The 17,698-nt window shown below is 67.8% G+C and carries 15 protein-coding genes; 7 read left to right on the forward strand and 8 right to left on the reverse strand.

Annotated elements, in window-relative coordinates; genetic code table 11:
* The first annotated feature begins 64 nt into the window (after window positions 1–64).
* From G6N25_RS15060 to G6N25_RS15085, 6 genes are all read left to right on the forward strand, one after another.
* Complete coding sequence (locus tag G6N25_RS15060; protein ID WP_142272579.1) at window positions 65–793, forward strand: lytic transglycosylase domain-containing protein; 729 nt, start codon at window positions 65–67, stop codon at window positions 791–793.
* A 70-nt stretch (window positions 794–863) separates the two neighbouring features.
* On the forward strand, window positions 864–2,153 hold the full coding sequence (gene eno / locus G6N25_RS15065) for a phosphopyruvate hydratase (protein ID WP_083073575.1): 1,290 nt from the start codon (window positions 864–866) through the stop codon (window positions 2,151–2,153).
* A gap of 1 nt (window position 2,154) precedes the next feature.
* Window positions 2,155–2,784 (forward strand): FtsB family cell division protein, encoded by a 630-nt coding sequence (locus tag G6N25_RS15070; RefSeq protein ID WP_083073574.1) that lies wholly within the window; start codon window positions 2,155–2,157, stop codon window positions 2,782–2,784.
* Window positions 2,777–3,265 carry a DUF501 domain-containing protein gene (locus G6N25_RS15075; protein ID WP_083073573.1) on the forward strand — a complete coding sequence of 163 codons (489 nt, stop codon included), beginning with the start codon at window positions 2,777–2,779 and terminating at the stop codon, window positions 3,263–3,265. Before G6N25_RS15070 ends, G6N25_RS15075 begins: the two co-directional genes overlap by 8 nt.
* Entirely contained in the window at window positions 3,259–4,203 is a 945-nt protein-coding gene (locus tag G6N25_RS15080) for a Ppx/GppA phosphatase family protein (protein WP_083073572.1), read from the forward strand. Before G6N25_RS15075 ends, G6N25_RS15080 begins: the two co-directional genes overlap by 7 nt.
* A gap of 102 nt (window positions 4,204–4,305) precedes the next feature.
* Window positions 4,306–4,620 carry a hypothetical protein gene (locus tag G6N25_RS15085; RefSeq protein ID WP_083073571.1) on the forward strand — a complete coding sequence of 105 codons (315 nt, stop codon included), beginning with the start codon at window positions 4,306–4,308 and terminating at the stop codon, window positions 4,618–4,620.
* Between the two features lie 220 nt (window positions 4,621–4,840).
* On the opposite strand, the gene G6N25_RS15090 is transcribed toward G6N25_RS15085, so the two are convergent.
* From G6N25_RS15090 to G6N25_RS15130, 8 genes are all read right to left on the reverse strand, one after another.
* Window positions 4,841–5,521 (reverse strand): response regulator, encoded by a 681-nt coding sequence (locus G6N25_RS15090; RefSeq protein WP_083073570.1) that lies wholly within the window; start codon window positions 5,519–5,521, stop codon window positions 4,841–4,843.
* A complete protein-coding gene (locus G6N25_RS15095) occupies window positions 5,518–8,079 on the reverse strand; it encodes a sensor histidine kinase (protein ID WP_083073569.1) in 2,562 nt (853 codons plus the stop codon). Before G6N25_RS15095 ends, G6N25_RS15090 begins: the two co-directional genes overlap by 4 nt.
* A gap of 11 nt (window positions 8,080–8,090) precedes the next feature.
* Window positions 8,091–9,014, reverse strand: a complete 924-nt coding sequence (locus G6N25_RS15100) for a potassium-transporting ATPase subunit C (protein WP_083073568.1) — start codon at window positions 9,012–9,014, stop codon at window positions 8,091–8,093.
* A 1-nt stretch (window position 9,015) separates the two neighbouring features.
* Window positions 9,016–11,166 carry a potassium-transporting ATPase subunit KdpB gene (gene kdpB / locus G6N25_RS15105; protein WP_083073567.1) on the reverse strand — a complete coding sequence of 717 codons (2,151 nt, stop codon included), beginning with the start codon at window positions 11,164–11,166 and terminating at the stop codon, window positions 9,016–9,018.
* Window positions 11,166–12,836: a potassium-transporting ATPase subunit KdpA gene (gene kdpA, locus G6N25_RS15110; protein ID WP_083073566.1), complete on the reverse strand. Its 1,671-nt coding sequence runs from the start codon at window positions 12,834–12,836 to the stop codon at window positions 11,166–11,168. The genes kdpB and kdpA overlap by 1 nt, the downstream gene beginning before the upstream one ends.
* A complete protein-coding gene (gene kdpF / locus G6N25_RS23880) occupies window positions 12,836–12,925 on the reverse strand; it encodes a K(+)-transporting ATPase subunit F (RefSeq protein ID WP_083073565.1) in 90 nt (29 codons plus the stop codon). Before kdpF ends, kdpA begins: the two co-directional genes overlap by 1 nt.
* Before the next feature lie 413 nt (window positions 12,926–13,338).
* On the reverse strand, window positions 13,339–14,856 hold the full coding sequence (locus tag G6N25_RS15125) for a sensor histidine kinase (RefSeq protein ID WP_083073563.1): 1,518 nt from the start codon (window positions 14,854–14,856) through the stop codon (window positions 13,339–13,341).
* Complete coding sequence (locus G6N25_RS15130) at window positions 14,853–15,626, reverse strand: response regulator transcription factor (RefSeq protein ID WP_083073562.1); 774 nt, start codon at window positions 15,624–15,626, stop codon at window positions 14,853–14,855. Before G6N25_RS15130 ends, G6N25_RS15125 begins: the two co-directional genes overlap by 4 nt.
* Window positions 15,627–16,337: 711 nt before the next feature.
* On the opposite strand from G6N25_RS15130, the gene G6N25_RS15135 reads away from it, so the two are divergent.
* Window positions 16,338–17,636 carry a PPE family protein gene (locus G6N25_RS15135; protein WP_083073561.1) on the forward strand — a complete coding sequence of 433 codons (1,299 nt, stop codon included), beginning with the start codon at window positions 16,338–16,340 and terminating at the stop codon, window positions 17,634–17,636.
* Window positions 17,637–17,698: the final 62 nt, after the last annotated feature.

Below are 17,698 nucleotides of genomic sequence, written 5' to 3' on the forward strand. Positions count from 1 at the left end.
CGCGCGTGGGACGATGATGGCGGAAGTTGTGTAGGGAGTTTAGGGGGGAGCTTTAAGGAGCATGGTGTCGCCGAGGCGTTGGTTGCGTGCGGCCGCCGTGATCGGGGCGACCGTCATGCTTCTGGCGTCCAGCTGCACCTGGCAGCTCAGCCTGTTCATCCCCGACGGCGTCCCACCGCCGCCCGGCGATCCGGTGCCGCCGGTGGACACCCACGTCAGCGGCCGGCCCGCGGATCAGTTGCGTGGGTGGGCGGAGCAACGCTCGGCGGCGTTGGAAATCCCGGTCATCGCGCTGGAGGCGTACGGCTACGCCGCCCGGGTCGCCGAGGTCGAAAACCCGAAGTGCCACATCGCGTGGACCACGCTGGCGGGCATCGGGCAGGTGGAGAGCCACCACGGCACCTACCGGGGCGCCACGCTGTCACCGAACGGGGACGTGAGCCCGCCCATTCGGGGTGTTCGCCTGGACGGCAGCGGCGGCACCCTGCGCATCGTCGACGCCGAGGACGGGAAAGACGGGGACGCCGGGGTGGCCCGCGCGATGGGACCGATGCAGTTCATTCCCGAGACATGGCGGTTGTACGGGGTCGACGCCCACAACGACGGCGTCGTCAGCCCGGACAACATCGACGATGCGGCGCTGGCGGCGGCCGGTTATCTGTGTTGGCGCGGAAAGGATCTCGCGACCCCGAGGGGATGGATCACCGCGCTGCGGGCCTACAACAACTCCGGTATCTACGCGCGGGCGGTGCGGGACTGGGCGACCGCCTACGCGGCGGGTCATCCGCTGTAGCAGGATGGGTCAGGCTTTACGCTAAGGGCGGCACCGAGGCCGGCACCAGCTACGACACAAGGAGAACCCAGTGCCGATTATCGAGCAGGTTGGGGCCCGCGAGATCCTCGATTCCCGCGGCAACCCGACGGTCGAGGTCGAGATAGCCCTGATGGACGGGACGTTTGCCCGCGCGGCGGTGCCGTCCGGCGCGTCGACCGGGGAACACGAGGCCGTCGAGTTGCGGGACGGCGGCGAGCGTTACGGCGGCAAGGGCGTGAAGAAAGCCGTCCAGGCCGTCCTCGATGAGATCGCCCCGGCCGTGATCGGGCTCAACGCCGACGACCAGCGGTTGGTGGACCAGGCGCTGGTGGACCTCGACGGCACCCCGGACAAGTCACGGCTGGGCGGCAACGCCATCCTGGGGGTCTCGCTGGCCGTGGCCAAGGCGGCCGCCGATTCCGCCGAGCTGCCGCTCTTCCGCTACGTCGGCGGCCCCAACGCCCACATCCTGCCGGTGCCGATGATGAACATCCTCAACGGCGGTGCCCACGCCGACACCGCCGTCGACATTCAGGAGTTCATGGTGGCCCCGATCGGCGCGGCCAGCTTCGCCGAGGCGTTGCGCTGGGGCGCCGAGGTGTACCACGCGCTCAAGTCCGTGCTGAAGAAGGAGGGCCTGTCCACCGGCCTGGGCGACGAGGGCGGATTCGCCCCCGACGTCGCCGGCACCACCGCGGCGCTGGACCTGATCGGCCGGGCGATCGAATCGGTGGGTTTCAAGCTCGGCGTCGACGTGGCGCTGGCCCTCGACGCGGCGGCCACCGAGTTCTACACCGACGGCACCGGCTACATCTTCGAGGGCACGACCCGCACCGCCGAGCAGATGGCGGAGTTCTACGCCGGCCTGCTGGGCTCCTACCCGCTTGTCTCGCTGGAAGACCCGCTGTCCGAGGACGATTGGGACGGCTGGGCGGCCCTGACCGCGTCGATCGGTGACCGGGTGCAGATCGTGGGCGACGACATCTTCGTCACCAATCCCGAGCGTCTGGAAGAGGGCATCGAAAAGGGTGTGGCAAATGCGTTGCTGGTCAAGGTGAATCAGATCGGCACGCTGACCGAAACGCTCGACGCCGTCGCGCTGGCCCATCACAGCGGATATCGCACGATGATGAGCCACCGCAGCGGCGAGACGGAGGACACCACGATCGCCGACCTGGCGGTGGCCGTCGGCAGCGGCCAGATCAAGACCGGCGCGCCCGCCCGCAGCGAGCGCGTGGCCAAGTACAACCAGCTGTTGCGGATCGAGGAGGCGCTCGGTGACGCCGCGCGCTACGCCGGCGACCTGGCCTTCCCGCGATACGCGCCGGAGGCCAAATAGCTTGGCCGCTAAGCCCGATCCGAAGCGGCGCTCCCCGGCATCGCGTCCGGGGAAGGCCGGCGATTCGGTTCGGCGCGGTCGTTCGGCCAAGCCGTCACGGACCACGACCCAGGCCGACCGCAGCACGACGCGGACGCTGCGCGAGCGTGTCGTCGAACCCATCAAGCGGCAGGTCGCCGAGTCCGTCGAGCAGCGCTCCGATCAGCGGCTGGGTTTCACCGCGCGCCGGGCGGCGGTGCTGGCCGCGGTCATCTGCGTGCTGACGCTGACCATCGCCGGCCCGGTGCGCACCTACTTCGCGCAGCGCACGGAGATGGAACAGTTGTCCGCAAGCGAAGCCGCGCTGCGCCGCCAGATCGACGACCTCGAGCAGAAGAAGGTCAAGCTCGGTGACCCGGCCTATATTGCGGCCCAGGCCCGCGAGCGCCTCGGTTTCGTGATGCCCGGGGACACACCGTTCCAGGTTCAACTGCCGTCGGCTGCGGCGGTGTCGCCGCAGCCGGGAGCCGAGACGGCGAAGCCGGATCACGGCGATCCCTGGTATACGGCCCTGTGGCACACCATCGCCGACGCCCCGCACCTGCCGCCGGCGCCGCCGGAAGTGCCCAACCCCACGGTCCCCGGTGGTTGACCGTGCCGACCTGGAGGCGGTGGCGCGTCAGCTCGGGCGTGAGCCGCGCGGTGTGCTGGAGATCGCCTATCGTTGCCCCGACGGCGAACCCGGCGTGGTGAAGACCGCGCCGAAACTTCCTGACGGCACGCCGTTTCCGACGTTGTACTACCTCACGCATCCGGTGCTGACCGCGGCCGCGAGCAGGCTGGAGACGACGGGCTTGATGCGCGAGATGACCGAGCGGTTGCGGCAAGACCCCGAATTGGCGGCCGCGTACCGGCGCGCCCACGAGTCGTATCTGGCCGAACGCGACGCGATCGAACCGCTGGGGACCACGTCGTCGGCCGGGGGAATGCCGGACCGGGTCAAGTGCCTGCACGTGCTGATCGCGCACTCGCTGGCCAAGGGCCCCGGCGTGAATCCGCTCGGCGACGAGGCGCTGGCGCTGCTGGCGGAGGACCCGGCCGCGGCCGCGGTGTTGGTGGCCGGCCAATGGTGAGCAGGCTCGCGGGAATCGACTGCGGCACCAACTCGATTCGGTTGTTGATCGCCGACGTGAGCGACGGGAAGCTGCGCGACGTGCACCGCGAGACGCGGATCGTGCGGCTGGGGCAGGGCGTCGACGCGACGGGTCGGTTTGCGCCCGACGCGATGGCCCGGACGCGGGCGGCGTTGGCCGACTACGCCTCGCTGCTGGAAACGCACGGCGCCGAGCGGGTGCGGATGGTGGCCACGTCGGCGGCCCGCGACGTCGCCAATCGCGATGCCTTCTTCGCGATGACGGCCGAGGTGCTGGGCGCGGTGCTGCCCGGCGCGGTCGCGGAGGTGATCACCGGCGCCGAGGAGGCAGAGCTGTCCTTCCGCGGGGCCGTCGGCGAATTGGACTGTTCCGCGGGCCCTTTCGTCGTCGTCGACCTGGGTGGCGGCTCCACCGAGATCGTGCTCGGCGGTGACCGGGTGGTGGCGAGCCACTCGGCGGACATCGGCTGCGTCCGGCTGACCGAACGCTGTCTGCATTCGGACCCCCCGACCCTCGCGGAGGTGGAGGCGGCCCGCCGGGTGGTGCGCGAGCGGCTCGGCGTCGCGCTGGGCGTGGTGCCCGTCGAGGGGGCCCGGGCCTGGGTCGGACTCGCCGGAACGATGACCACGCTGTCGGCGTTGGCGCACCACATGGCGACGTATGATGCCGCGGCCATTCATCTTTCGCGGGTCGGGGTTTGCGACCTACTGGCGGTGTGCGAGCGGTTGATCGGCATGACGCGATCCCAGCGTGCGGCGCTGGGGCCGATGCACGAGGGCCGCGCCGACGTGATCGGCGGTGGCGCGATCGTGGTGGAGGAGTTGGCGCGCGAGCTGCGCGCCCGGGCCGGCATCGACGAGCTGATCGTCAGCGAACACGACATCCTGGACGGCATCGTGCTGTCGATCGCGGAGTGAGTCACAGCCGCCACACTGGCCCCTGGCCGGAGTCGGCACTCTCGTGCCCGCCTCATAGCGACAACTCGGGCCGATGTCGTGCCGGTATGCAACTCTGGGGCGATGAACCTTCACGGAATCGAGCTGCGTTACGTGCTCACGATGCACCTCGCCCTCAACGGACCGGCGACGATCGCCGACATGATGGATGCGCTTACTGCACAGGGCTTTTGCGTCCCCGGCAGGGCATCGAAAGTCATTTCGGATGCCCTGCGTTGGGAGATGGCTCGCGACAGGGTCCGCCGGCTTGGCCGAGGTCGCTACGGACCGAGGTACATCCCGCGGGGCACCGAGCACCGAATACATCAACGCGTGCTCGCGTTGCGGGCGGCGGCCAAGTTGTCGCTGCGAGGCGGGCACACGGAGTGCCGACTCTAGGGCGGGATCGGTGTGGCGGATGTGACTTAGTCGGTATCGCAGCAGGATTGCACGCTGTCGCTGTGAGGCGGGCACAAGTCGAATACCTCCGGCCCGCCCGGCTTTCGAGTGTGAACTGAGGGCTTTCGAGTGTGAACTGAGGGCTTCCGGCGTGCGTTCACGGCGACGATGTCGGCGAAATTCGCGCCCTGGGTGCACACTCGACGCCGTGGACGCACGCTCACGCCTCGAACCGGTAGCCCATGCCCGATTCGGTCAGCAGGTGCTTGGGGTGTGACGGGTCGACTTCGAGTTTGCGCCGCAGCTGCGCCAGATAGACACGCAGATAATGGGTTTCGGTGGCGTAGGCCGGTCCCCACACCTCCTTGAGCAGTTCCTCGCGGCCGACCAGCTTGCCGCGGTTGCGCACCAGCACCTCGAGCATGCCCCATTCGGTCGGCGTGAGATGCACCTCGGCACCGTCCTTGGTGACCTTCTTGGCGGCCAGATCGACGGTGAACGCGTCGGTCTCGATGACCGGCTGGTCCAGCTCGGACGCCGCGGCATTGCGGCGCACCGCGGCGCGCAACCGGGCCAGAAACTCGTCCATCCCAAAGGGTTTCGTGACGTAGTCGTCGGCGCCCGCGTCGAGGGCCTCGACCTTGTCCGACGAATCGGTGCGCGCCGACAACACGATCACCGGCGCCGAGAGCCAACCGCGCAGACCGGCGAGCACCTCGATGCCCGATATGTCGGGCAGGCCCAGGTCGAGGACCACCACGTCGGGCCTGTGCTCGGCGGCGGCGCGCAGCGCACCGGCGCCGGTCGACGCCGTGGTGACCTCGTAACCGCGCACGGACAGGTTGATTCGCAGCGCGCGCAGGATGTGCGGCTCGTCGTCGATCACCAACACCCGGGTCACTGCGCACCGACCGGTTGTGGCGCCGCCAAATCCACCACGACGGTGAGCCCCCCGCCCGGGGTGTCGCCGGCCGCGATGCTGCCGCCCATCGCCTCGACGAAGCCGCGCGCCACGGACATTCCCAGGCCCACCCCGGTGGTGTTGTCGTGGTCGCCGAGCCGTTGGAAGGCCTCGAAGATCTGATCCTCGGTGCCCTTGGGTATTCCGGGGCCTTCGTCGATGACATTGATCAGGACGCGATCGCCGACCCGTCCCGCGTTCACGCGAACCACGCAGTTGGGCGCGTACCGCAGCGCGTTGTCGATCAGGTTGGCGAGGACCCGTTCCAGTAGCCCGGCATCGGCCATCACGACCGCGTCACCGACGTCGACCTTGACGCGGTCGATGGCGGATCGGTAGAAACCCGTGGCGCCCTTGCCGATACTGACCAGCGCGCGTTGCACCGTTTCCTCCAGGTACACGCGGTGCAGGTCCGGGCGGACCACGCCGGCGGCCAGACGCGAGGAGTCCAGCAGGTTGCCGACCAGCGCGGTCAGCTGGTCGATCGACTCCTCGATGGTGGCCAGCAATTCGGCGGTGTCCTCGGGGGAGAAGGCGACGTCTTCGGCGCGCAGGCTGGACACCGCGACCTTGGCCGCCGCCAGCGGCGTGCGCAGGTCGTGGCTGACCGCCGAGAGCAGGGAGCGGCGCAGCTCGTCGGCCTGCACGATCGCCTCGGCCCGGCCGGCTTCCTCGGCCAGCTCACCCTGCCTGATCAGACCCGCGGCCTGCCTGGCCACCGCGGACAGCACCCGGCGATCACGCGCGGAGAGCTTCCTGCCGGCCATCAGCATCCAGAACTCGCCGACTTCGATGGCGGTGTCGGCGGAATCGACGGTCACACAAGGATCTTTGCCCACACAGGCGACGATGTCGCTCCTCTTCCCGCTGGCGCGCTCCTCCTCGCTGGGCTCGCGCAGCATGCTGACCGCCCGCTGCGAATAGGCCTCCCGCACGCGTTCCAGCAACGTCTCGAGGTCGGCGCCGCGCAGCACCGACCCGGCGAAGAGCGTCAGCAGCTCGGCCTCCTGCGATGCGCGGCGGGCCTCCCGGGTGCGTTTGGCCGCGCCGTCGACGAGCACCGCGACCGCGACCGCGATCAGCAACAGGACCAATTCGGTGATGGCGCTGTTGGGTTCGGCGATGGTGAAGCTGTGTCGTGGGGGGATCAGGTAGTAGTTCAGCAGCAGGCCGGACAACACCGCCGAAAGCACCGCCGGGGCAACGCCTCCCAGAAGGCCGACCAGCAGGACACCCACGAAGAACAACGCGCTTTCCCCGCCATTGTCCAGGCACCGGTCGAACACCGTCACCGTAACGGCGCAGATGACCGACGGCACGATGACGGCCGCCAGCCAGGACACGGCGCGCCGCTCGCGGGGCGCGAGCGACGCCAGGTGAAAGCCGCGCTTGGATTCCTCGTGGGTGACGATGTGCACATCGATCTTGCCGGACCGCTGCACAATCGTCGGCCCGATGCCCTCCTCGAACAGCCGCGCCCACCGGGACCGGCGGGACGTGCCGATCACCAGCTGGGTGGCGTTCATCTCGCGCGCGAAATCCAGCAGGGCCGTGGGCACGTCGTCGCCGACCACGGTATGCACGGAGGCGTCCAGGCTGTTCGCCAGCTCGCGGATCTTGGTCATCCGGGACTCCGACAGGCCGGCCAGCCCGTCGCCGCGTATGACGTGCACCACCATCAGCTCGGCGCTGGACTTCGACGCGATCCGGGATGCCCGTCGTACCAACGTCTCCGACTCGGGACCACCGGTGACCGCCACCACGACCCGCTCGCGCGCCTCCCACATGTCGGTAATCTTGTTCTCCGCGCGATATTTGGCCAGCGCGGTGTCCACCTGGTCGGCCAGCCACAGCAGCGCCAATTCCCTTAGTGCCGTGAGGTTTCCGCGGCGGAAGTAATTCGACAGCGCCGCGTCGATCCGCTCCGGGGCGTAGACGTTGCCGTGGGACAGCCTGCGGCGCAGCGCCTCCGGGGTGATGTCGATGAGTTCGACCTGCGAGGCCTGCCGCACGATCGAATCCGGTATGGTTTCTTGTTGTTCGACGCCGGTGATCTGGGCGACGACGTCGTTGAGGCTTTCCAGGTGCTGAATGTTGACGGTGGAGATCACCGTGATCCCGACGTCGAGGAGCTCCTTGACGTCCTGCCACCGCTTTTCGTTTTTGCTGCCCGGCGTATTGGTGTGCGCGAGTTCGTCGACCAGGACCACCTGCGGGTGCCGCGCCAGCACCGCGGGCACGTCGAGCTCCGGGAAGCTGCCGCCCCGATATTCGACGTAGCTGGGCGGGATGACCTCGATGCCGTCAAGCAGCTCAGCGGTTTTCCGGCGGCCGTGCGTCTCGACCACCGCGGCCACCAGATCGGTGCCGCGTTCCAGGCGCCGGTGCGCTTCTCCGAGCATCGCGTAGGTCTTGCCGACACCCGGCGCCGCACCCAGATAGATGCGCAGCTCCCCGCGTTTGGGATGGTGGGCGGTACCGGTCACGTCAACCATCATCCCCCTTGGCGCTAGCTTTTGACCGGGTACCGGCGGTCGAGCTCCAGGTTGAGTTGCAGGACGCGCACCGTGGGCTCACCGAAGAATCCAAGATCGCGGCCGCTGCGGTACCGCGCCAGGACGGCGCGGATCTGATCCGGGCTGACGTGCCGGGCCTTGGCCACCCGGGCGACCTGGATGTCGGCGTAGGCCGGCGAGATGTCCGGGTCCAGGCCGCTGCCGCTGGCGGTGACGGCGTCGGCGGGTACGGCCGGGTTCGCGGGTGCGGCGCCGCGGATGGGCACGATCTGGCCGATCGTGTAGTCCTCGCCGTACTTGGCGCACTCCACGCGCACCCCCTCGTAGAGGCTGAGAAACGGTGTCCGCGTTGACTGGCACGGCTCGTTGACGCTGACGACCCTGGTCGGGTGAAGGACATAGCCACGCGAATCACGGGGACCGATGACGGACAGCACCGCACCCACACCGCCGCCCGTGCAGAATGGACGCGACCCGTCCACACCTTCCAGTTGGCCCACGGCGGCGCTGCGCGTGCAGACCTGCGTCAGCAGGCCCGGCTTGAAGCCCGCGTCCGATGCGGACTTGCCCGACGCCATTTGTGACGGATCGGCGGGTGTGTCGACGATGCTCTCCGGGCCCAGGTTGCTCGCGCTCGACGACAGCGGGTCGTATCCGGTGCCGGCCGCCGAGGGGCGGCTCTGGAAGTACTGCGGCAACGGGTTCCCGTCCTTGTCGGTGAACAGCTGACCGATCAGCCGGCTGCCGACCGGCCCGCCGTTGGCGGTGAGGATCGACCCCTCGGCCTTATCGTGCAATCCCGGAATCTGCGCCACCAGCCAGATGAACAGCGGGTAGGCGAGACCGGTGATGACGGTCAGCACCAGCAGCGCGCGGAAGGCCGCCCAGTGCATGCGGACGAAATTCGAGAACTTCATGTCAGGACATCCCGGGGACGAATTGGACGATGAGGTCGATCAGCTTGATCCCGATGAACGGGGCGACGATACCGCCGAGCCCGTAGACGTAGAGGTTGCGGCTCAACAGTTTTGACGCGCTGCTCGGCGTGTAGCGCACGCCGCGCAGCGACAGCGGGATCAGCATGACGATGATGATGGCGTTGAAGATCACCGCCGACAGGATCGCCGACTGCGGGCTGTGCAGCCGCATGATGTTGATCATGTCCAGCCCGGGGAACAGCGCGACGAACATCGCCGGGATGATCGCGAAGTACTTGGCGATGTCGTTGGCGATGGAGAAGGTGGTCAGGGCCCCGCGGGTGATCAGCAGCTGCTTGCCGATCTCGACGATTTCGATGAGTTTCGTGGGGTCGGAGTCGAGGTCGACCATGTTGCCGGCCTCTTTGGCGGCCGAGGTTCCGGTGTTCATCGCCACGCCCACGTCGGCCTGAGCCAGCGCCGGCGCGTCGTTGGTGCCATCGCCGGTCATCGCGACCAGCTTGCCGCCCTCCTGCTCGCGCTTGATCAGCGCGAGCTTGTCCTCGGGCGTGGCCTCGGCGAGGAAGTCGTCGACCCCGGCCTCGTCCGCAATCGCCTTGGCGGTCAACGGGTTATCGCCGGTGATCATCACCGTCCGGATGCCCATCCGCCGCATCTCGTCGAAGCGTTCACGCATGCCCTGCTTGACGACGTCCTTGAGGTGGATGATGCCCAGCACTCTTGCTTTTTTGTCGGCCTCGCCGTCGGCGTACTCGCCGACGACCAGCGGGGTGCCGCCGCCGGCGGAGATGCCGTCGACGATCTCGCCGAGCTGCTGCGGGACCTTACCCCCTTGCGCGCGTACCCATTCCGCGACCGAACTGGCGGCACCCTTGCGCAGCATGTGCCCGTCGAGGTCCACACCGGACATCCGGGTCGCGGCGGAGAATTGAACCCACCGGGCGTGCGCCAGCTCACCCGGGGTCCGCGCCCGCAGGCCGAAGTGTTCTTTGGCGAACACGACGACCGAGCGTCCTTCCGGCGTCTCGTCGGCGAGGCTCGACAACTGGGCGGCGTCGGCCAGTTGCGCCGAGGTGATCCCATCCAGGGGGATGAAGGCGGCGGCCTGGCGGTTGCCGAGGGTGATGGTCCCCGTCTTGTCGAGGAGCAGCGTGTTGACGTCGCCGGCGGCTTCCACCGCGCGCCCGGACATCGCGAGCACGTTGCGCTGCACCAGCCGGTCCATGCCGGCGATGCCGATGGCGGACAGCAGCGCCCCGATCGTCGTGGGGATCAGGCACACCAACAGCGCCACCATCACGATTCCGGTGACACCATTTGCGTTGAGCGCCTGGCTATCCGGGACGCCCGGGCTGTTCGACTTGGAGTAGATCGCCAGCGGCTGCAGAGTCGCGACGGCGAAGACGAAGATGATCGTCAGCGCGGCCAGCAGGATGTTCAGCGCGATCTCGTTGGGCGTCTTTTGCCGGTTGGCCCCTTCGACGAGCGAGATCATCCGATCGATGAAGCTCTCTCCGGGCTTTTGCGTGATTTGCACGACGATCCGGTCGCTCAGCACCGTGGTGCCGCCGGTGACCGCCGAACGGTCACCGCCGGACTCGCGGATCACTGGCGCCGACTCGCCGGTGATCGCCGATTCATCCACCGACGCAATGCCTTCCACCACGTCGCCGTCCCCGGGTATCACCTGCCCGGCTTCGATCACCACGACGTCGCCCTGTTGCAGCAGCGGCGCCGCGACCTGTTCTTCCACGGCAGCGGCGCCGGGTTCCCAGTTCCTGAGCCGCCGGGCCATGGTGGAGGTCTTCGCCTTACGCAGCGTTTCGGCCTGGGCCTTGCCGCGGCCCTCGGCGACCGCCTCCGCGAGGTTCGCGAAGAGCACGGTCAGCCATAACCAGCTCACGGTCAACCAGGCGAACCACGTGTCGTTGAGGACCGCCAACGCGGTGCTCCAGGCGGCGCCGATTTCGACGATGAACATCACCGGGTTACGCCACAGGGTGCGCGGGTCGAGCTTGCGCAGCGCTTCCGGCGTCGACCTCCACAGCATCTTCGGGTCGAGCAACCCGCCCTGAACCCGTTTCGTGCTCGTCTGCGTCTGCCCAGCCGAATCGACAGCGGTCGCGGTCATCAGTGGATTCCTTCAGCGAGAGGCCCGAGCGCGAGCATGGGCAGGAAAGTGAGGGCAACGAGGATCACCGTGACGCCGGCGACCATTCCGACGAACTGCGGCCGGTGAGTCGGCAGGGTGCCCGCCGATTCCGGCGTGTGGCCCTGCTTGGCGAGCGAACCGGCGAGCGCCAGGACGAGCATCATCGGCAGGAATCGGCCGAAGACCATCGCCAGCCCGAGGGCGGTGTTGTACCAGTTGGTGTTGGCGCTGAGCCCGGCGAACGCGGAGCCGTTGTTGTTGGCCGCCGAGGTGAACGCGTACAGCACCTCCGACAGCCCGTGCGGGCCGGTGTTGAGCATGCCGGCGCGTTCGCCGGGCAGCGCCATCGCGACCGCGGTGCCGATGAGCACGATCAGCGGGGTGACCAGGAAATAGCTTGCGGCGAGCTTGATTTCGCGGGGGTTGATCTTCTTGCCGAGGTATTCCGGGGTGCGCCCGACCATCAGTCCGGCAACGAAAACGGTGATCACCGCCAGGATCAACATGCCGTAGAGGCCCGAGCCGGTGCCGCCCGGGGCGACCTCCCCGAGCTGCATGTTGAACATCGTGATCATCCCGCCGAGGCTGGTGTAGGAGTCGTGGAACGAGTCGACGGCACCGGTGGAGGTGAGCGTTGTCGCGTCGGCGAACACCGCCGAATCCGCCACGCCGAGCCGCTGTTCCGTACCTTCCATGGCCGCCCCGACCGCGGTGGGCACGGTGCCGTGGTGCTGCAACTGGAACCACAGCATGAACGTCACGCTGAGCGCGGACAACGTCGCCATCACCGAGGCGATCGCATAACCCTGCTTCTTGCTGCCCACCATGCGACCGAAGGTGCGCGGCAGCGAGAAACCGATCACGGAAATCAGGAAGATCTCCAGCCAGTTGGACCACGCGGTCGGGTTCTCGAACGGGTGCGCCGAGTTCGCGTTGTAGAACCCGCCGCCGTTGGTGCCCAGTTCCTTGATCACTTCCTGGCTGGCGACCGGGCCGCCGGTGATCGTCTGCTGGGCGCCACCGAGGGTGGTGACCGCCTGGTCGTGCAGGTGGAAGTTCTGGATCGCGCCGCCGGCGACCAGCAGGATCGCGCTGACGACCGAGATGGGCAGCAGGATGCGCAGCGTGCCGCGCACCAGGTCGACCCAGAAGTTGCCCAGATCGCCGGTGCGCCTGCGGACAAAGCCGCGCACCAGCGCCACGGCCACCGCCATGCCGACGGCGGCCGACACGAAGTTCTGCACCGCCAGCCCGGCCATCTGCACCAGGTGGCCCTGGGTTGACTCGCCGGAGTACGCCTGCCAGTTGGTGTTGGTGACAAAGCTGATCGCGGTGTTCCACGCCAGCCCCGGGGTCATTTTTGTGGCCGGATCATGCAGATGCAACGGCAGCTTGTCCTGCACGAGCTGGAACACGAACAGGAAGAGGATGCTGATCGAGGAGAACGCCAAAACGCTTCGGGCGTAGGCGCCCCACGTCTGCTCCGAGCGGGAATCGACACCGATCAGCCGGTAGATCACCCGCTCGGCGTAGGAGTCCTTCTCCGCCGTGTACACCCGATACATGTAGTCGCCGAGGGGCACATGCACCACCACGAGCGCCGCGACGAGGACGACCAGGAACACGATCCCCGCTGTTGTTGTGCTCACTAGAACCTCTCCGGGAACAGCAGGGCGCCCCCGAGGTACAGCGCAAGGAGGACGGAAAGCACCAAGCCGACAATGTTTTCGTAGTTCATAGCCGCTCGACCAACTTCTGCGCCAAGCCGAGCACGGCGAACACCGCGATCGTCAGCAAGACGTAGACCAACACGCCCATCTTGTCTCCGTTCTGCGCCAGCCGTACGCGCGCGTCATGACCTCATCGAGTCAGCCGCAATGCAGTCCTCGGAGGCAAGTCAGCTTGAAACTAAACGGGGCCGGTCGCATAGGGCCTTTGGTTGACACTTTCCTAACGGCGCCGCAGTGCACCTTTACGGATTCTTTACGCCCGAATCCCGCTGCCAACAGGCGTCGCCGATCCTGTAAATCTGCAGATAAAGTGCGAGTAAGGGCCTGCAGGATTACAGGCTCGGCGCACAGCGGGCTAACGCGGAGTCCGTACCGATCGTGATCGGACCATAGACATTCGCGACGCCGAGCCGTCCGGTGCTCAGGCTCCGTCCGCGGCCGGATCCTCGATCATCGGCAGCCTTACCCTGAACACCGTTCGGCCGCCTACGGATTCGGCGGTCACCGAGCCATGGTGGGCCTTGACGATCGAACTCACGATGGCCAGGCCCAGCCCGATTCCCGAGCCGTTCGACCTGGACGTGTCCGCGCGGGCGAACCGCTCGAACAGGCGCGGCAGGAGCTCCGGGCTGATGCCGGGCCCGTCGTCGGCGACGGTCAGTTCCGCGTACGGCGCTTCGGTGTCGCGGCGGTGGCAGACGATTCCGGTCGCCACCGTGACGCCCGCCGGGGTGTGCAGCCGGGCATTGCTGAGCAGATTGCTGACGAGCTGGTGCAGCCGGGCATGGTCCCCGCGCACCCACACCGGCTCGTCGGGCAGGTCTTTGACCCAATGGTGTGTCGGCGCCGCGACCGCCGCGTCGTTCACCGCATTGGTGACGAGATCGGCCAGGTCGACGTCCTGGGTCTGCAGGTCTTCGCCCTCGCCGAGGCGCGAGAGCAGCAGCAGCTCGTCGACGAGCAGGGCCATGCGCCGCGCTTCGGATTCGATGCGGGCCAGCGCGTATTCGGTGGTCGGCGGCAGCGCCGAGCTGTCCTGTCGGGTCAGTTCGGCGTAGCCCTGAATCGCCGCCAGCGGGGTGCGCAACTCGTGGCTGGCGTCGGTGATGAATTGCCGCATCCGCAAATCGGAGTCGGCGCGATGCGCGAGCGCGCTGTCCACGTTGTCCAGCAACCGGTTCAGCGTGTGCCCGACGATGCCGACCTCGTTGCCCGGGTCGGTGTCCTGCGGCCGCACCCTGACGCTGATCCGGCGGTCGCCGTCGGTCAGCGGCATCGCGGCCACCTCGGCGGCGGTCGCCGCGAGGCGGCGCAGCGGGCGAAGGGTATACCCGACCACCCAACCGGTGAGGCCGGCGGTAACCACCAACGCCGCCGCCACGAGCGCCGTGGTGGTGATCTGTTTGCGGGCGATGATCTGGTCGGCGCGCGCCAGCGATACCCCGACGACCAAAAGGTCGGATCCGTCGACGCGGCTGTCAACCCGATACGAACCCAGGTCGCCGAGTCTCTCGGTCCGTGGCGGGGCGTCGGGCCACGATTGCGCTTCGATGGCGCGGAGCACCTCGGGCGGCGCGGGTCGCGCTTCGGGCTCGGAAAAGACCGCCGAGCCGATCACCACCCCGTGGCGGAGCACCGCGATGACGTTCCCCGGTGTCTGATCGGTGAATTCCAGCATCGCCTTCGCGATCGGCTCGGTGCCGCGTTGTGCCGCGTTGCGGTATCTGCCGTACGAGTTGCTCAGTGCGTCAAGGGATTGCGCGACGTCGGCGTCGCTCATCGCGGTGACGTAGCCGCGCAGGCTGAGGACGGAGACGATTCCGACCGTCACCAGCACCACGCTGACGATGGCCAACATGCCCAGCAGCAACTGGCGGCGCAGCGAATGGGGAAGCCATCGCGGACGATCCCTGGTTTCCGTGTTCGGGTCGCCGATCATTCCGGCGGCCGCAGCATGTACCCAACCCCCCGGACGGTATGGATCATCGGGTCCCTGCCCGAGTCGATCTTCTTTCTCAGGTACGAGATGTACAAATCGACGATGCTGGTGCGCCCGGCGAAGTCGTAGTTCCACACCCGGTCAAGGATTTCCGTGCGGCTCAGCGCGCGACGGGGATTGCGCATGAGGAAGCGAAGCAACTCGAACTCGGTCGAGGACAGCGATATGGGCGTGCCGCCGCGGGTGACCTCGCGGCTGGCGGTGTCCACGTACAGCTCGCCGACCTTCAGCGTTTCGACGGCGGGTGGGTTCTGCTGGGCCGAGCGGCGCAACAACCCACGCAGCCGGGCGACCAGTTCCTCGAGGCTGAACGGCTTGGTCATGTAGTCGTCGGCGCCGGCGGTGAGGCCGGTGACCCGGTCCATGACCGAGTCGCGGGCGGTGAGGAAGAGCGTCGGGGTGTAGGCATCGGATTCGCGGATCCGCTGCAGGATCCGCAGCCCGTCCACATCGGGAAGCATGATGTCGAGGACCAGGACGTCGGGGTTGACGCTGTCGAACTTCGCGATGGCCTCGCGCCCGTTGTGGGCGATGTCGACGACCCAGCCCTCGTAATGCAGCGCCATCTTCACCAGGTTGGTCAACGTGGGCTCGTCGTCGACCAGCAAAACCCGGATCGATGATCCATCGGCACGGTAAATGCGGGGCAGCTGCCCCAGAATGGCCTGGCGTGGCCGCTGGCTGCCAGCGTATCCCGACATTGCGGTCATGTTCCTACATTTTTGCAAGCGCACATGCGGTTGTCACGGACTTCATAGAGTTCTCAAAGAAACTCTGTTTCGTGCCTCACGATCCGGCCGGCACAAATATGTGTTCCATATGTGTTGCATCAGCGAAGTTGAGATGGGAGCATTTCCCAAAAATACTGGTATGCATGGCCGTTAGTTTTGCGGAACTGAACCATTCCGAGGGGTAGTTCGCCAAACCAACGGCACACGAATGGATTTCATTGACCGTCAGACGCTGCACTTCAGCGGATGCCGTCGGAGCTGGACAGGCAGGCACGACGGCCGGGGACGGCGGTGTCCCGAATCTCGTTAATGTCACGTTACGCAGAGTTACGAATGACGGTAGCCCTTAATGTTTTTCGTAGCGAACGTTTCGGGCGCGCCATCGGACATTCCCTTGGCGGCCGTCGGCGACGCTCGGGTGTTCGGTTCTGCGGACTCCGTGACAGCCGCGCGAAACGCGGCCGGTTCGACCCTCTTCGAGCCGGCGGCGCCGACGGCCGTCGACGGTGCGGCCTCGGTGTGCGGCGACAGGGGTCGCCGCGACCGTCGCCCTCGGACGGCGGGACGGTGCGCGGCCCTCCCGGGTTTAGGACGTGGTCTCGGCCACATCGGTGTTCCGCGGTGCCGGGGGCGACGACGGGGTCGCACTCAACCCGGCCAGCAAACTCAACTCAGAGATAGGAATGGGCGATGGACTTTGGCGCATTGCCACCAGAGGTCAACTCCGGCCGGATGTATCTGGGCCCGGGGCCCGGCACCCTGCTGGCCGCCTCGGCGGGATGGGAGTCGCTGGCCGCCGAGCTCACCGATGCCGCCACCGGCTACCAGTCGGTGATCGCGAGCCTCACCGACGAGTCGTGGCTGGGGCCGACGTCGATGTCGATGGCGGCCGCCGTCGCGCCCTACATGTCATGGATGACGGCCACCGCCGAGCAGTGCGAGCAGGCGGCCGCCCAGGCCACCGGCGCCGCGGCCGCCTACGAGACGGCGTACGCGATGACGGTGCCGCCGGCGCTGATCGCGGCGAACCGGGCGCGGCTCATGGCGTTGGTCGCCACCAACCTCCTGGGGCAGAACACGCCGGCGATCATGGCCACCGAGGCCGAGTACAGCGAAATGTGGGCCCAGGACGCGGCGGCAATGTACAACTACGCCGCCAGTTCGGCCATCGCCTCGTCGTTCGGCGCCTTCACATCGCCGCCGCAGACCACCAATCCCGGCGGGCTCGCCGGCCAGACCCAGACGACGACGTCGCAGCTGATTTCGTCCGTACCGCAAGCCCTTCAGAATCTGGCAACCCCCGGGTCCGGCACGGGGGTGTCGCAGGCGGCGGCGGGCACCGCGGCGTCGCTGGGGTCGTCGGGGGCTACCGGCCCCCTCGGCGCGCTCTCGAGCCTGAGCGGCGCCACAGGCAAAACCGCCACCAAGGGCGCCAGCACCGGGGCGGGGGCGCTATCCGGCTTGACCTCAAGCGTGATCTCCGTGCTGGGCGGAAATTCGGCCGAATTGACCAATGTGCTCGGCCTGGGCTCCGATCTGGCCGGCCTGGGCGGCGATGGCGCGGGGTTGGGCACCGACGGCGCCGGACTCGGTTTCGACGGGTACGGCCTGTCGCTCGATTTCGCGGGCGCGGGTTCGATTCTGGGCGCCGAAGGAGTTTCGGGCTTTCCCACTCCAGGGGAGTTGGGCGGGGGTCTGGGAAGCCTCGGGCTGGGCGAAGGCGCCTCGGCGAGCGTGGGTCAAGCGGCCTCGCTCGGCACCTTGTCGGTACCGCCGACTTGGGCCGACGCGGTCTCGTCGGTCACGCCGTTGCCCGCCGTGGACGCCAACGCCATGCCGGGCGGCTGGGGCGCCGCGCCGACCGGACCAACCACGGCGGGCATTTCCAAGTTGCCGTTGGGCGCCATGGTCGGTCGCGAGTCCGAGGGTGCGGTTCAGCGGATCGGGTTCCGCCCCATGCTCATTCCGCGTTCGCCGGTGGCCGGTTAGGGCCGCCGCACCGGTTGAATGACCGTGTGCGCTTGCGGCACACGGTCATTCGGCAGACAAAC

Origin of the sequence: Mycobacterium heidelbergense (genome assembly GCF_010730745.1) — a bacterium.
GTDB lineage: Bacteria > Actinomycetota > Actinomycetes > Mycobacteriales > Mycobacteriaceae > Mycobacterium > Mycobacterium heidelbergense.

Excerpts from the sequence above, each read along its gene's own strand:
- G6N25_RS15080 (WP_083073572.1), top strand. The coding sequence starts at position 3,259 with ATGGTGAGCAGGCTCGCGGGAATCGACTGCGGCACCAACTCGATTCGG.
- G6N25_RS15085 (WP_083073571.1), top strand. The coding sequence starts at position 4,306 with ATGAACCTTCACGGAATCGAGCTGCGTTACGTGCTCACGATGCACCTC.
- G6N25_RS15095 (WP_083073569.1), bottom strand. The coding sequence starts at position 8,079 with ATGATGGTTGACGTGACCGGTACCGCCCACCATCCCAAACGCGGGGAG.
- G6N25_RS15100 (WP_083073568.1), bottom strand. The coding sequence starts at position 9,014 with ATGAAGTTCTCGAATTTCGTCCGCATGCACTGGGCGGCCTTCCGCGCG.
- kdpB (WP_083073567.1), bottom strand. The coding sequence starts at position 11,166 with ATGACCGCGACCGCTGTCGATTCGGCTGGGCAGACGCAGACGAGCACG.
- kdpF (WP_083073565.1), bottom strand. The coding sequence starts at position 12,925 with ATGAACTACGAAAACATTGTCGGCTTGGTGCTTTCCGTCCTCCTTGCG.
- G6N25_RS15125 (WP_083073563.1), bottom strand. The coding sequence starts at position 14,856 with ATGATCGGCGACCCGAACACGGAAACCAGGGATCGTCCGCGATGGCTT.
- G6N25_RS15130 (WP_083073562.1), bottom strand. The coding sequence starts at position 15,626 with ATGACCGCAATGTCGGGATACGCTGGCAGCCAGCGGCCACGCCAGGCC.
- G6N25_RS15135 (WP_083073561.1), top strand. The coding sequence starts at position 16,338 with ATGGACTTTGGCGCATTGCCACCAGAGGTCAACTCCGGCCGGATGTAT.